This is a genomic window from Nitrobacter winogradskyi Nb-255, from assembly GCF_000012725.1.
Taxonomy (GTDB): domain Bacteria; phylum Pseudomonadota; class Alphaproteobacteria; order Rhizobiales; family Xanthobacteraceae; genus Nitrobacter; species Nitrobacter winogradskyi.
In genome coordinates this window covers 977,642-991,026 of the sequence record NC_007406.1, presented here as the reverse complement: position 1 = coordinate 991,026, position 13,385 = coordinate 977,642, and the positions used below count along the sequence as shown (strand labels likewise).

The following is a 13,385-nucleotide window of genomic DNA, read 5'->3' as shown; positions in this document are numbered from 1 at the left end:
TATGTTCCGTTTCATCCATTCGAGCGACCTGCATCTCGGCAAGCGCTTTGGCAACTTCTCCGGCGACCTGCCGAGCCGGCTGCGTGAGGCGCGGCATGCGGTGATCGGCCGGCTCGCGCAACATGCACGCGAGCAAAGCGCGGCCACGATCCTGCTCGCGGGCGATGTGTTCGATACCGAGACGCCCGCTTCGGATGTCCGCCGTCAGGCGCTGACCGAAATGGCGCATCACGCCCCGATCCGATGGGTGATCCTGCCCGGCAACCACGATTCGCTGCAGGCGACGCAGCTCTGGACCACGCTGGGAGCGGAAGCGCCCGACAACATCATTCTCGCGGTGGAGCCACGCCCGATCGAACTGGCGGCGGATGTCGTGCTCCTGCCCGCGCCCTGCACGACGCGCCGTCCCGGCCGCGATCTCACTGAATGGATGGACAGCGAGGCGACGCCGGAAGGCACCATCCGCCTCGGCCTCGCCCACGGCGCGATCCAGAGTTTTTCCGAGGAGGCGGTCGCGTCCGACGTGATCGCGCCGGACCGGGCCCGGCGCGCCGGCCTCGCCTATCTGGCGCTCGGCGACTGGCACGGCGCGATGGAGGTCGGCCCGCGCACCCGCTACAGCGGTACGCCCGAGCCGGACCGGTTCAAGCATGACCATCCCGGCGAAGCCTCGCTGGTCAGCATCGCCGGCCCCTCCGCCCTGCCCGAGGTGACGCCGCTGGCCACGGCCGGCTTCGCCTGGCGCACGCTGAAACTGCATGTGCTCGACGGAGAAGATCCCGCGTCGGCGCTGCAGGCGCTGTTGCCGGAGGCGCGGCTCCGCCGACAGACACTCGCGCGCGTCATGGCGACGGGCCGCAGCCGCCTGCCGGCACGCGCGGCGCTGACGCGCGCCATCGAAAGCGCGACGCCGGATTTTTCCTTCCTGGAGCTTGACGAGGCTGGCCTTGTGACGGAATGCGAGGTGGAAGACCTCGACCGGATCGATCGCGCCGGAGCGCTTCGTGAAGCCGCGAACGCGCTGCTGGCCGAAGCCGGAGATGAAAGCCGTTCCGCCACCGAGCGCGAGACCGCGCGCGCCGCCCTCGCCCGTCTCTATTCCTATGCGCAGGTGGTCGCGTCATGAAGATCTCGGCGCTGCGCCTGTTCAACGTGAAGCGCTTCGCCGGCCGCGGTGTCGCCATCGAGGGGATCGACGACGGCGTCAATGTGCTCTGCGCCGCCAACGAATTCGGCAAGTCGACGAGTTTCGAGGCGCTGCATGCACTGTTCTTCCAGCCGCATTCGAGCGCTTCCGGCGATGTCAGGACCCTCAGGCCCTATAGCGGCGGCAGTCCGCTGGTCCAGGCCGATATCGCGACCGGCGAAGGCCGTTTCCGCATTACGAAGCAGTATTTCGTCGGCCGGTCCGCGCGGGTGACCGATCTCGCCACGGGGCAACTGGTGGCGCAGGCGGACGAAGCGGAGAATTTCATCGCCAACCTGGTCAAGGGAGGCACCGCCGGTCCGGCGGGGCTTCTCTGGGTGCGCCAGGGGGTGACCGCGATCGAAAGACGCAGCAAATCCGACGACGGAGAACGCGAAGTTCGCCGCTCCCTGCTCGAATCCGTGCAAGGCGAGGTCGAGGAAGTCACCGGCGGGCGGCGCATGACCGAGATCCTTTCCGCCACGCAACAGGCTCTTTCGGAACTGGTCACCGCCACCGGCAGGCCCAAGGCCGGCGGGCGATACGCATCCGCCCTTGACGAGCGTGACAAACTGATCGCAGACGAAAAAGAGCTTTCGGACGAAGTCGCGGCCCTGCGCGAGGCGCTGGATCAACGCGCCTCGGCCACAAAGAGCCTTGCCGAACTCGACAGGGCCGACGACAGGCAGCAACGACGCAAGGCCGTGGAGGCGGCGCAAGCCGCCTTCGACGCCGCCAAGTCCCAACGCGAGAAGCTGAGGACGGCCGAAGCCGAACTCAGGCTTGCGCTCGAGCGCCGGGGCGTTGCAGAGAAAGAGCTTCTGGCCTTCCGCACCGCTATGGAAACAGCAAGGGAGTTGCGTCAAGAGCGGCTTGCGGCTGAAGATCGACGCCGCCGGGCCGTGGAAAACCGTCGTGAGGCCCGCGAGGCGATCGCAAAGGCAACGGCAGAGTCTGAGGCGGCGGAGGCTGGCGAGAGGGAGACGCGCGACCTGCTCGCGCGCCTGGACGCGGCGTTGAGAGCGCGCGAAGCATTCGAGCGCCTCGCCCAACTCAAGGATCAACTCGCCAGCGCGGAAGCAACCCGTGAAGAGCTGGAACGCGGCGAAGCAGAACTTTCGCTTCTCAAACTGCCATCGAACGCCGTGGACGAGCTTCAGGATCTCGAAATCGAGATCGCAAAGCTTCACGCCGTCGAGGAAGCCGCACGTCCTTCCGTTGCCGTCGACTATCAGCCGGATGCGATCGGTCTCGTGACGATGAATGGCGATCCGCTGTCGGACAGGCAGGAGCGCACCTATGACGGACAGGCGCGGCTTACGATTCCAGGAATCGGCACGGTAACGCTGCGATCGAACCGGCCGTCCTTGAGCGATGGTCGCCTTGAACGAGCCCAGGCAGAGCGGCGCACGCTCCTATCTTCAATGGGTGTTGACGACCTTGCCGCCGCACGGAAGCGGCAAGTCGAGGCCCAAAAGATGGACGCAGAGCTGCGCGAATTGCGAGGCCGGCTATCCCAGCTTGCGCCGGATGGCTTGACAAGGCTGCGGGAGGACGTCGCCGCACAAAGCGCGGTCGATTCCGGGGATCTCGAACTGAAAGCGGACCCGGCGCAGGTTCGGGCGACTCTGGCCGAAGCCGGGGAACGGCTGAAGGCCGCCCGGCTGGCCCTGCGAGAGACCGAGCCGCTGCGCGGCAGAGCCGAGGAAGCCTTTGTCGCAGCCGAAACGAAGCTGGCGAAGCTGAATGCCGAGCAGGCGCAGATCGATTCAATCCTCGGCCCTGAAGAGGAGCGCGCCGCACGCGAACAGCAGTTGGTGAAGGTCCGCGATGATCGGGAACGATCACGCGCCGAAGCCGAAACGGATGCGAAGAAGCTCAGCGACACCGCCACCGATCTCGAGTCCGCCGAGGCTGCGCTGAAGCGCGCGCGCTCGGTTGAAGAAGCCTCCGAGAAAGAGATACACCGTCTCCGGGAGACCATTGCCGGCTTGAACGCCGGGATACGGGCGCGCGCCGACGAGGCGGTGGAAGAGAGATGGCGCGAGAGCGCGGACGCGCGTTCCGCCGCAACGGTCCGCGTCGCAGCGTTCGAGAAGGAAATCGCCATCCTGCAACGGCTGGCGTCAGCTTTGGAGAAAGCCAGGACCGAAGCACGTGAACTCTATCTCAAGCCTGTCATGACTGAGCTCAAGCCGCTTCTCGGGCTGCTCTTCGACGATGTTTCGATTACCTTCGATGACAAGTCGCTGCTGCCCCAGGCCATCCGGCGCAACGGCCAGGAGGAGGAAGTCGATCGCCTCAGCGGCGGCATGCGGGAACAGCTATCGGTGCTGACACGTCTCGCCTTCGCAAGGCTGCTCGCCCGCGACGGCCGGCCCGCGCCGGTCATCCTCGACGACGCCCTCGTCTATTCGGACGACGACAGGATCGAGAAGATGTTCGACGCGTTGCACCGGCAATCGAGGGAGCAACAGATCATTGTGTTCTCCTGCCGCCAGCGCGCATTCCAGAAGCTCGGCGGGAACATCCTTCAGATGACCGAGTGGCAACCCTGAACGCGGATCGGCTCTCTGCGCCGCGCGAGCATATCCGTTGAAAGCGTGATGAACGTCTTTTGCGTGTGCTGGCTTCGCGCATCATTCAGACAGCACGAGGATTCTCTCCGCGCCTTCACCCATCATCAAGCTGACATATTCGACTTCCGCGCCAGAACGGCATCGAGTTCCGGCAGCAGAACGATGCCGTCCTGATCGCTGCCCGATGAATGCGCGACAAGCCACTTGCACGGAGCGCCGCTCTCATTGCACGGAGCGTGCGGCACGTCCTCGGGCATATAGACATGATCCCCGGCCTTGACGGCGATACGATGCTCAAGTTTGTCACCGTAATAGACGGCGCACTCACCTTCCAAAAGATATGCGATGGTCTCGATACCGTCGTGGTAATGGACCTTCGCCCTGGCGCCCGGAGGCATCGGCAGCACATTCAAACATATGTTCTTTGCTCCGACCGTCTCCTTCGATACCCCGGCTCCGTAAGTAAAGCCCTGCTTGCCGACATAGGTCTTGCCGGGCTCGATCACTCTCACGGCATCTGACAAACCTGACATCGCAATCTCCCAAACACACGAACCGCTGTAGCGTTTTCGAGCGAAGCATTGTCCTCGGGGCTTGAGCCTAAGGATAGAATCCGGTTCGCGTGAAGAAAACGCGTCAAAACATAGAGTCTTTTACCGGTTCCGTGAAACGGTAAAAACTCTAACGTAGATTACCACGAGAGTCCGACGAAAGCAGCGACTGCGATTTCACCGGACCGAGCACGAACTGACGTTGACAAAAAAGCGTCAACAACGTGTCCAATCAGTGAAGATTCCTCGTTCAGCTAAAGCGCTTTCCTTAAGCACGGCGGACGCCATTCACGTAAAGGAAACACGATAAACAACCATCTAGAGCACGTTTCTGATTCAAAAGCAGAAATGCACGGAGGCTGCGTCGTCTTCACTCTTGAACCTCCTCCGGATGAGATGTTATCCATGGCTTCGGAACGTTTGTAATCACTTGATGATTTCTCGTTTCCATTAAACCCACACACACACGATGGAGCAGAAATGAAACTCAAACTCGCACTGGCGAGTCTGATCGCCTCTACATTGGCGGTACCTGCCCTCGCTCAGACGGAGCCGGACGCTTCGCCGAGTTCGCCGAGCACAACAACCGGCTCGGCCAGCGCCTGGTATATCATACAAGATACTTCAACAGAGACATGTGTGGTCACAAGCTTGAAGCCGACAACACGAGGAAAAACCAAGGCTGTCGGCAAGAATTCCTATCCATCGAGAGCAGAAGCCGAGAACGACCTGAGTCAACTTTCAGAGTGCTCCAGGTAGGAACACATCGTGTTTCACCGCAGCTTCGCTGTCCTTGATCAGCGAAGCCTGAGCCGGCACCAGAGATCATTCGAGCGGATCAGCCTGCGGCGACTCCACGGACGGCGCGAACCATCTCTTCAAATATGGAGCGGCTTCAGTTTCCGTGACGCGCATCAGGAAAGTGTCGGCGCGATCAAACTTCGGAACGATTGCTCTATGCGTATGTTGGAATCGGTAGAGGTGTGTCATGCAGCCAGCACCAGATAATCCGGTCCCTCCTGAAGATCCGAAACCTAAGCCGCCTCCGCCCGGCCCGGATGTGGTTCCCGATATAAAGGAACCGCCTCCGTCGGACTTGCCAAGCGATAAGCCTCAGCCTAATCCGGATGAAAAGCGAAACCCTCCGGTCAGAGCCGCAATGTCCTGATCTTTGTCGTTCAGGTGCCGTTCAGGGAGGCTGCGCTCTATTGATGAGCGTTGTGATCCCCAAGTCATATTTGCGTTCAGCCCGCCACGTTCGGCGGGCTTTTCGTAGCTAGTACAGCAGTCCATCTCGTGAGCCGCAATCTATCGCCAGTGTCCCTCGCTGTCGGGTTCGCGCATCGGAATGTTTTTCGGATCACCAAAGGAACATTGTCGGCACCATCATCAAAATTAGCATAGACGAAGACATTGCCAAAGAACGAGAAGTCGCGCGATCTTCGACTTCGATCTCTGTGGGGCAAGTAGCGGCGTACTCTAATAAGAATACGGTCCGTAATAAGAATACGGTCCGCCAAGAGCCCACCCGCAGGTGCCTGACCAGAACAGATTATCGTCTGCGACGTACAACAATATCCCGCCGTCGCCACGGAGACGACGCTTTCTGAATTGCGCTCGCCGCAAGGACGCGGTGATCCGCTTCGCCGCCTCGAAGGCGGAAGGCGTCGCTGACGGCGGCTTCTTCGTGCGCGACAGCGACGCAGGACCTCGGCGGTCCCGCACGCCGCGCTCGGACTTTCGTAGAGTTTATGTGGCGTGCGGGCGCGGTTACATCGAATCTCCATCCGACATCGAGAGCGTGTTACTGAGAACCAATGAAGCCGTTTCGCTGCGCATCAAGGATGTCGCGCCCGTCTCAAGGTCGGGCCGGACGAGCGGCGCCGCATCACTATCATCGATCTTCTGCGCGGTGGAATTTCGTTGCTCGACCTCACGACTGAACAGAGACGGTGTACGCACGGATTAAGGGCGTATCCTCGACCGCAGGACGGCAACTGTCGTTGCACGTGTGGTCTTGGCGTTGTCTTTCAATCCCCGGACCTCTCAGTCGGGATTAAAAGCCTCAGGGTGGAGGAAACTCCATGAAATCGTCGCCCCGAACTCGTTTGATGCCGTCTGCCTGTTGACATCAGGCGATATCGGCATATACCGATGGATACATCGAAGGCTTCGCCCTGGGGCATCACAAGTCGTCTCAATTATAGATCGTTGCTGGTTTGGGTGGCCGCATGCACTCCTCATCGAGGAGGGGCGCGCGGCATGCGCGGACGGCTGCGCCGATCAAGGACAGCAGAGAACGCTTGTTCAGATGTTGTGATCAACGGGCACCTGCCATGCCAAGAAACTTAGGAAGTCGGTGATGAGTTTGATGAAGCGGATTCTCCTGTCAGGTGTCGTGCTTGCCGCCATCCCACAGAATCTCGCGCATGCGCAGGGCGACGAGGGCCAGGGCCGTGGCCATGGCCATGCCATAGCCCAGAACGGAGATGCTCACACCGATGCGCAGCCTCAAACCTGGCCGGCCTTCAAGGCGACCACGTCAAAGCCGGTATTCTCGCTCTACGACGCACTCGGGCGACCCGACAATCTCACGGTCAAGGGCGTGTTCCGCGCCCGCGGCGAAGGGCTCGCCAATACGTTCCGCCCTGCGCCTTTCGCGCATAACGACTATCTGGCCTCGTTCTTCACCGACATTTTCGCCGAGTACAATCTTGGTACGGTGAAGATCGGCGCGGAGGTGTTTGACAGCCGCGGCTATTTCGTACCACGAAACTCGGCGGTCTCCACCACGGACGTAAATGCCTTCCAACTCGGACAGGCCTATCTTAACGTCGATCTCACAGGCATCTTGCAGGATGGATCGAGGAGCAGCCTCACCGCCGGCCGGTTCACGAAGGACATGGGCGCGCGCCGACTTATATCGCGTCCGATATACCGAAACACCATGAATGCCTTCACCGGCCTCTCCTACGACTGGAAAGGTGCGAACACGGATCGGATGACCCTGCTCTGGACCATGCCGCACAGGCTGCTGCCCGATGACACGCGCGGCATTCATAACAATACGATTGAGTTGGACTCGGAGAGCCCGGACCTGCAACTGTTCGGCGGTTCCTACACTTTCGCGAAGGTGTTCGGCGGATCGTTCGAGGTCTATGGCTACGGCCTGTACGAGCAGGATTCCGGGACGGGTCCGGGATCGGTGCAGACCCGGAACCGTCGGCTGTTTATCCCTGGTGTGCGGCTGGCGCGGAAGAAGAAAGCCGGAGAATTGGATTACGATTTCGAGGCGATCTACCAGACGGGTCTCAGCCGGGAGACGACCGCCGTCACCGATACGCGCGACCTCAACGTCTCGGCCTTCTTCGTCCATGGCGAGGCGGGCTACACCTTCGCCGCGAACTGGCAGCCGCGGGTCGCGCTGCAGTACGATCACGCCAGCGGTGACAGCTCCAACCCCAATACCTTCAACCGTTTCGACACTCTGTATGGCGTCGCGCGCGAATACAACCCGATGGCTATCTACAGACCGGTCGGGCGGGCGAACCTGGTCTCACCGGCGATACGCTTCGAGGTGACGCCGAGCCCGATCTGGGACGCCTTCGTCGCTTACCGCGCGCTTTTCCTGGCGGATCGCACCGACAGCTTCGGCGGCACGCAAATACGGGACCGTTCCGGCCGATCCGGCAACTTCGCCGGCCAACAGGTTGAGGCTCGCCTGCGATATTGGGTGGTCCCCGATGCCATGCTGCTCGAAACCGGGGCAGCCTACCTGTTCAAAGGCAGCTTCCTGCGCGACGCGCCCAACGCGCCCGACACGGCCGACACCTTCTACGGTTATCTCCAGACCAGCTTCTTCTTCTGAAGGCTTTGCCGTCCCCCCAAAGCCCATGCGGCTTGCTCATTCGCCAGATGCCCGGCGCAAGCCGGGATCTGGTGCGGCGCATTCACTGAAGCCGCTTTACGACCTCTTCTTCCGCTTCTGATCGATCAAGACCGCCTGCTGCCATCGGCTTGGGGCCTTGTCGGCGCGATGAATGCAGCCCGTCCAGCAGCAGGGACGTTTCTTGCCGTCCAACAGTTCATCGCGGGTTCGCTCGATGCGGCGCTGGCGTGTCCGTGACTGCTTTGCGTCCTCGACCCAGCAGATGAATTCATTGCGGCCGAGCGGCGTCAGGCTTTCCCACAATGCAAAGACCTTCGGATCTGATCGCAAGGCTGCCTGAAGATCATCGCCTGCCTTGTGGACAGTGCCATGTGGAAAGGTATTCGCCATGCAACCTCCAGCAGACGATCGGAAAACGCGCTCGAAAGCCTCTCGCTCGTGACAGGAATAACAGCTTTGGAAATGAGTGCGTTATCAGAGATGCAATCGGGAGATGTCATCGCCTGTCTTTCTGGAGTCCGCTCTTAAACCCATTCTAAATCATTGAGTTTGCGCAAGAGTATTCCGCCGCTATGGCCACAGTCAGGATGGCAGTGGCGGTTGACCCGGCTTGCCGCTATCCGCGTGGTTTGGAGACCAATGTGAACGGGACGGTGACGCATCAGCGGAAGTGGCAGGGAAGCGGGTATTGCTTCGCAGTTCCGCGTCTATCCCGCCTTCTCGCGGCGATCCGCAACAGTCGCGTGATTTCGGACCGTCAGAACAGCCTGCTCGCCCCCAGGCGTTTTGCTTGGTGTCGAACGGAGGCGAGCGACTGATGCCTTGGGATTTTCACACGCTGTTTATGCGACACTCGAAAGAGATCGCCAACGCGTTGCGCCGGCGAGGCGTCAGCCCGGAAAACGCGGCCGACCTCACTCAGGAGGCGTTCCTGAGGCTTCTCACGGCAGGCCGGCCAGACCAGACCCATGCGATAATCCCCGCGCCTTTCTTTTCCGCGCCTCTCGCAATCTGCATATCGATCAGATCCGGCGCGAGCGATGCGCGCCGCAAGTTGCCCTGACGGATGCCGAGTTCGAGGCTATTCCGGACGACATGCCGTCTCCGGAGACAATCGTGTTTGACCGGCAGCGGCTGGCGATTTCCGCCGCCGCCTGCGGGAACTGCCTGAAAGGACACGTCGCGCCTTCGAGATGCACCATCTCGGCGAAAAAGGCATCGCAACCGTGGCTCGGGAACTTGGTGTGTCCACCACCCGAGCCTGGGTCCTGATCCGCGGCGCGTACCGTCATATCCGCGATCGCCTACGCGAGGCGGAAGGTTAGCACGCTGCCCGAGGGAAAAATCTCCGCTCCCGTTCGTATTCTTTAGTATGGAACTGCGGAGCGCAGACGCACCCTGCCCTGTCCCTGAAGGCGTGTTCATGACCGACGAAATGTCCGAAGAGGATCGGCTGTTCATGGAAGCCACGGATCTGATGATCCGGCTGAAGAACGATCCCGATAATCCCGTTCCGCGCAGAATGATCCGGGAGTGGCGCTTGAGAAGCCCGGAGCACGAGAGCATATGGACCGAAGTCGCTGAAATTCACGGCATGATGGTCAAGATCATCACCGATGAACGTGACGCCGGGAAAAAAGCAGCCGCGGGCATCACGCGGCGCTCGCTGGTCATTGCGGGACTGGTCGGCGCGGGCGCCGCTGCCGGTTACGCGGCGCTGCCTGGTCTTCTGGTCGAGGCGAAAGCGGATTACACCACCGGCACCGGGCAGGTCCGCCGTGTTGATCTCGCGGATGGAAGCGTCGCGACGATGGGACCGGACACAGCGCTGGCGGTACAGTTCAGCGAAGAACAGCGATCGATCCGTTTGCTCCAGGGCATGGCGTTTTTTGATGTCGCAAGCGATCAGGGGCGGCCCTTCCGCGTCTCGGTCGCCCAGCTTGTGACGACCGCGCACCGCGTTCGAGGTCAGCGACGGCGCGGGCTATCGATCGGTGTCGGTCGACCGCGGCACGGTGGAGGTCACATCCACGGCGGCGGACATCGAATCCACCCGCCTGTCGGCGGGGCAATGGCTGGCGTTCGATGAACGCGATGGGACCAGCAAGCGCGGTACGCGCGGGCCCGATCAGATTGCCGCGTGGCGTACCGGACAGCTTTTCGCCGAGGATGAGCCGGTCTCGTCGATTATCTCCAAGATCAGCCGCTGGCAGCCCGGTCGCACCGTCGTCGTCGATCCCGGTCTCGGCACGCAGCGCGTCAGCGGCGTGTTTGACGTCGCCGACCCGCCTCGCGCGCTCAGGGCTCTCGTGCATCCGTTCGGCGGACGCGTCCGGGTGATCGGCTCGTATCTCACGTTGATTTCCCCGATCTGATTTTTTTTGACGAGACTAGGAAAACCGCGACGCCCCGTTCGTATGCAAAATTAGGGGCGCGTTTCAGCAGCCCTGTCGAAGCATTCAGGGTGGCTTGGTCATGGGTTTGAAATTTTCCGGTCGCATCGGGCGGGGCCGTCTTGGCGCCGGCATTGGAGCGGTTTTGCTGGCGTCAACGGCGATGACGGGTGTGTCTTTGCTGCGATCGACACCGGCCGGCGCGCAGTCCGCCCAGACATCCTATTCGATCCCCGGCGGCTCCCTGAACCGCGTGTTGGCGGAATTCGGACGCCAGAGCGGTCTCCAGATTGTTTATGTCCCGCGATCGCGGCAGGAAAATCATCTGCCGGCGTCAGCGGCGCCGCGTCGCCCGCGCAGGCCGTTGCGAGAATCCTTCAAGGCACGGGGCTCACATACTCGTTCCCCGATTCACGAACCGTCTCGATCGCGGCGCCGTCCAGTGGCGCTGCCACCGGCGCGGCTCCCGCCGGCGCGATCGCGCTCGATACGATTGATGTGGAGGGGGTACCGTCGAGTGATCCCGGCAGGACGGAAGGCACCAACTCCTACACAACGAGCCGGTCTTCATTCGGCAAGAATCAGACGCTCCGGGAATTACCGCAAACTGTCACCGTGATGACGCACCAGCGCCTTCAGGATCAGAGGTTGCTGACGGTGGAGGATGCGATGGAGCGCACCCCCGGCATCACGGTTATGCAGCAATCCACCAATAGTGCAGCCTTCTATTCCCGAGGCTTCCAGATCACCAATTTCCGGATCGACGGCAACAGTCCGATATATGGCTCCGCGGGTACAGAGGGCCTCAACGTGTCAGGCATGGATCTCGCCATGTTCGATCGCGTCGAGGTCATGCGCGGGTCAGACGCTCTCTACGGCACGGCGGGCCAGCCGAGCGGTGTCATCAATTTCGTCCGCAAGAAGCCCACGAAGCAGCTTCACGCGAATGCCGCGGTCAGCGGCGGCAGCTGGGACAACTATCGAAGCGATCTGGATGTCGGCGGCGCGGTCACGGAGAACGGCAGCGTTCGCGCGCGTCTCGTCGGCTCCTTTGAGGACCGGAAGTACTTCTATAAATACGCCAAGAGTAGAAAGCATCTGCTTTACGGCATTGTCGAAGCGGATGTCACCGACAGCACGATGCTGACCGTGGGCAACAGTATCCTGCGCCAGAACTTCGATGGATATAATCTTTTCGGTCTCCCGCGCTATTCGAATGGCGCCGATATCGGCCTTTCACGCAACTTCTACCTCGGCGGCCCCGACGATCACTGGCTGAGGAACAACACCAGACACTTCGTTCGCCTCGATCAGCAACTGGGATCTGACTGGACCCTGGGCGTCGAAGCATCGCGAGCAAAAAGCAACAATAACCGCCGCGACATGTCGTGGGCCTCCTATATCGACCCGATAACTCTCACGGGACCCGGAACGTTCAGGGACAGAGACTTTGATCTGGACGAAACACAGGACACGCTCGACGCTGTGCTAAAAGGGTCGTTCCGTCTGCTCGGCGGCGAACACAAGGTGACTTTGGGAACGAACATCAACAAGCGTGACTATCACATAGCAACGAGGATTCGCGATTCTAACGTCACCCTGGCTCCTAACATCTTCGAGTACAACCCGTTCGATCATATTTCAAATGCACCCTACTACCCGGTATCCCGTAGTAAGAACCAAACTGTCCAAAAGGGCGTGTATGGATCGCTCACGGCTCAACTCGCGCCCCCTCTGAAGTTGATCCTGGGAGGGCGGTTGAGCTGGTATAAATATGACAGCACCACAAACGTTCTCGATCGGAATACGGGCGCTGTTACTGATACGATTTTAGCAGGATATGAAGACAAGAACGTTTTCACCCCTTATCTGGGCCTGGTTTACGATCTGTCAGAGCGATGGTCCGCCTACGCCAGCTTCGCTGAGACCTATCAACCACAGGCCAACATGCTCAAAGCACCTTTGCCCGGCACGCCGCTCGGTCCCGTTAGCGGGCGTACTTACGAGGTTGGAGTCAAGGGCAGTCTGCTCGACGGCCGCCTGAATACATCGCTCGCCCTGTATCATATCAAGCGCAACGGTCAGGCGATGCGCGATACCTCATATCCGCCTACTCCTGGGAATCTCGGCACCGACTGCTGTTATTTCGATAGCGGTCGCGTTGTCAGTCAGGGTGTGGATGTCGAGATCAATGGCGAGATCGTCGATCGCTGGCGGGTTCATGCCAGTTATACATTCAACGACAATGAAAATAAGGCGGAGGAGGCGCCTACAGCACCATTACCCCAAAACACCTATTCAAATTATGGACAACCTACGCGTTTCAGGGGCCGCTTGATGGCTGGAAAGTCGGCGGCGGCGTGACGGCACAAAGCTCATACTACCAAAGAGGCTTCATAAGAACATACGTCAACGGGGCGTATGAAGGCCCAGAGACACCCTTTGATTTTACCGAGCCAGGTCGCGCGGTGGTCGATCTGCTCGTACAATACGACATCAGCAAGAACTGGTCGCTGGCTCTCAACGTCAACAACGTCTTCGACAAGAAGTATTACTATGTGACGGAGAGTAATCCCTGGGGTGGAAATTTCTACGGCACGCCGCGCAATTTCATGCTGACCGCGCGGGCGCGTTTTTAGAGCGTGATCTTATCTGAAAACCGACGCCCGCTTTTCGGGATCATGCTTAAGAGCCTTTCCGCTTCTGATAGAATCAGAAGCGGGCTCTCTGATTTTGTTTTGTCGCGTTTTCTTTACGCGAACCGGTGTCCGCTTCTGATTCAACGCG

General features: G+C 60.5%; 11 protein-coding genes. 9 read left to right on the top strand and 2 right to left on the bottom strand.

Features of this window, described 5'->3' with window-relative positions:
• Position 1 precedes the first annotated feature (1 nt).
• Together NWI_RS04710 and NWI_RS04705 are read left to right on the top strand one after the other, a co-directional pair.
• A complete protein-coding gene (locus NWI_RS04710; protein WP_011314211.1) occupies positions 2 to 1,126 on the top strand; it encodes a metallophosphoesterase family protein in 1,125 nt (374 codons plus the stop codon).
• Entirely contained in the window at positions 1,123 to 3,744 is a 2,622-nt protein-coding gene (locus NWI_RS04705) for an AAA family ATPase (RefSeq protein ID WP_011314210.1), read from the top strand. Before NWI_RS04710 ends, NWI_RS04705 begins: the two co-directional genes overlap by 4 nt.
• 125 nt (positions 3,745 to 3,869) lie before the next feature.
• Here NWI_RS04705 and NWI_RS04700 read toward each other — a convergent pair whose 3' ends face one another.
• On the bottom strand, positions 3,870 to 4,298 hold the full coding sequence (locus NWI_RS04700) for a cupin domain-containing protein (protein WP_011314209.1): 429 nt from the start codon (positions 4,296 to 4,298) through the stop codon (positions 3,870 to 3,872).
• 2,380 nt (positions 4,299 to 6,678) lie between these two features.
• Between NWI_RS04700 and NWI_RS04690 the strand changes: the two genes are divergently transcribed.
• The gene (locus tag NWI_RS04690; protein ID WP_041344786.1) at positions 6,679 to 8,184 is read left to right on the top strand and encodes an alginate export family protein; all 1,506 of its coding nucleotides are present in this window, start codon (positions 6,679 to 6,681) and stop codon (positions 8,182 to 8,184) included.
• A gap of 96 nt (positions 8,185 to 8,280) precedes the next feature.
• Here NWI_RS04690 and NWI_RS04685 read toward each other — a convergent pair whose 3' ends face one another.
• Positions 8,281 to 8,595 (bottom strand): YdeI/OmpD-associated family protein, encoded by a 315-nt coding sequence (locus tag NWI_RS04685; protein WP_011314206.1) that lies wholly within the window; start codon positions 8,593 to 8,595, stop codon positions 8,281 to 8,283.
• Positions 8,596 to 9,022: 427 nt separating this feature from the next.
• Here NWI_RS04685 and NWI_RS18550 point away from each other — a divergent pair, with 427 nt between their 5' ends.
• The 6 genes from NWI_RS18550 to NWI_RS16715 all read left to right on the top strand — a co-directional run bounded on the left by NWI_RS18550 (position 9,023) and on the right by NWI_RS16715 (position 13,237).
• A complete protein-coding gene (locus NWI_RS18550; protein ID WP_430691779.1) occupies positions 9,023 to 9,268 on the top strand; it encodes a sigma factor in 246 nt (81 codons plus the stop codon).
• 130 nt (positions 9,269 to 9,398) lie between these two features.
• Positions 9,399 to 9,530, top strand: coding sequence for a hypothetical protein (locus NWI_RS18165; protein WP_244374984.1), 132 nt, complete (start codon positions 9,399 to 9,401; stop codon positions 9,528 to 9,530).
• A gap of 98 nt (positions 9,531 to 9,628) precedes the next feature.
• The gene (locus tag NWI_RS16720) at positions 9,629 to 10,294 is read left to right on the top strand and encodes a FecR domain-containing protein (protein ID WP_244374983.1); all 666 of its coding nucleotides are present in this window, start codon (positions 9,629 to 9,631) and stop codon (positions 10,292 to 10,294) included.
• Entirely contained in the window at positions 10,221 to 10,580 is a 360-nt protein-coding gene (locus NWI_RS18160) for a hypothetical protein (RefSeq protein ID WP_049750548.1), read from the top strand. The genes NWI_RS16720 and NWI_RS18160 overlap by 74 nt, the downstream gene beginning before the upstream one ends.
• A gap of 72 nt (positions 10,581 to 10,652) precedes the next feature.
• Entirely contained in the window at positions 10,653 to 12,962 is a 2,310-nt protein-coding gene (locus tag NWI_RS04670) for a TonB-dependent siderophore receptor (protein ID WP_430691787.1), read from the top strand.
• Positions 12,959 to 13,237, top strand: coding sequence for a hypothetical protein (locus tag NWI_RS16715; protein WP_430691778.1), 279 nt, complete (start codon positions 12,959 to 12,961; stop codon positions 13,235 to 13,237). Before NWI_RS04670 ends, NWI_RS16715 begins: the two co-directional genes overlap by 4 nt.
• The last annotated feature ends 148 nt before the right edge of the window (positions 13,238 to 13,385 follow it).

Coding starts and splice junctions, on each gene's coding strand:
- NWI_RS04710 (WP_011314211.1), top strand. CDS start 2: ATGTTCCGTTTCATCCATTCGAGCGACCTGCATCTCGGCAAGCGCTTT.
- NWI_RS04705 (WP_011314210.1), top strand. CDS start 1,123: ATGAAGATCTCGGCGCTGCGCCTGTTCAACGTGAAGCGCTTCGCCGGC.
- NWI_RS04700 (WP_011314209.1), bottom strand. CDS start 4,298: ATGTCAGGTTTGTCAGATGCCGTGAGAGTGATCGAGCCCGGCAAGACC.
- NWI_RS04690 (WP_041344786.1), top strand. CDS start 6,679: ATGAGTTTGATGAAGCGGATTCTCCTGTCAGGTGTCGTGCTTGCCGCC.
- NWI_RS04685 (WP_011314206.1), bottom strand. CDS start 8,595: ATGGCGAATACCTTTCCACATGGCACTGTCCACAAGGCAGGCGATGAT.
- NWI_RS18550 (WP_430691779.1), top strand. CDS start 9,023: ATGCCTTGGGATTTTCACACGCTGTTTATGCGACACTCGAAAGAGATC.
- NWI_RS18165 (WP_244374984.1), top strand. CDS start 9,399: ATGCACCATCTCGGCGAAAAAGGCATCGCAACCGTGGCTCGGGAACTT.
- NWI_RS16720 (WP_244374983.1), top strand. CDS start 9,629: ATGACCGACGAAATGTCCGAAGAGGATCGGCTGTTCATGGAAGCCACG.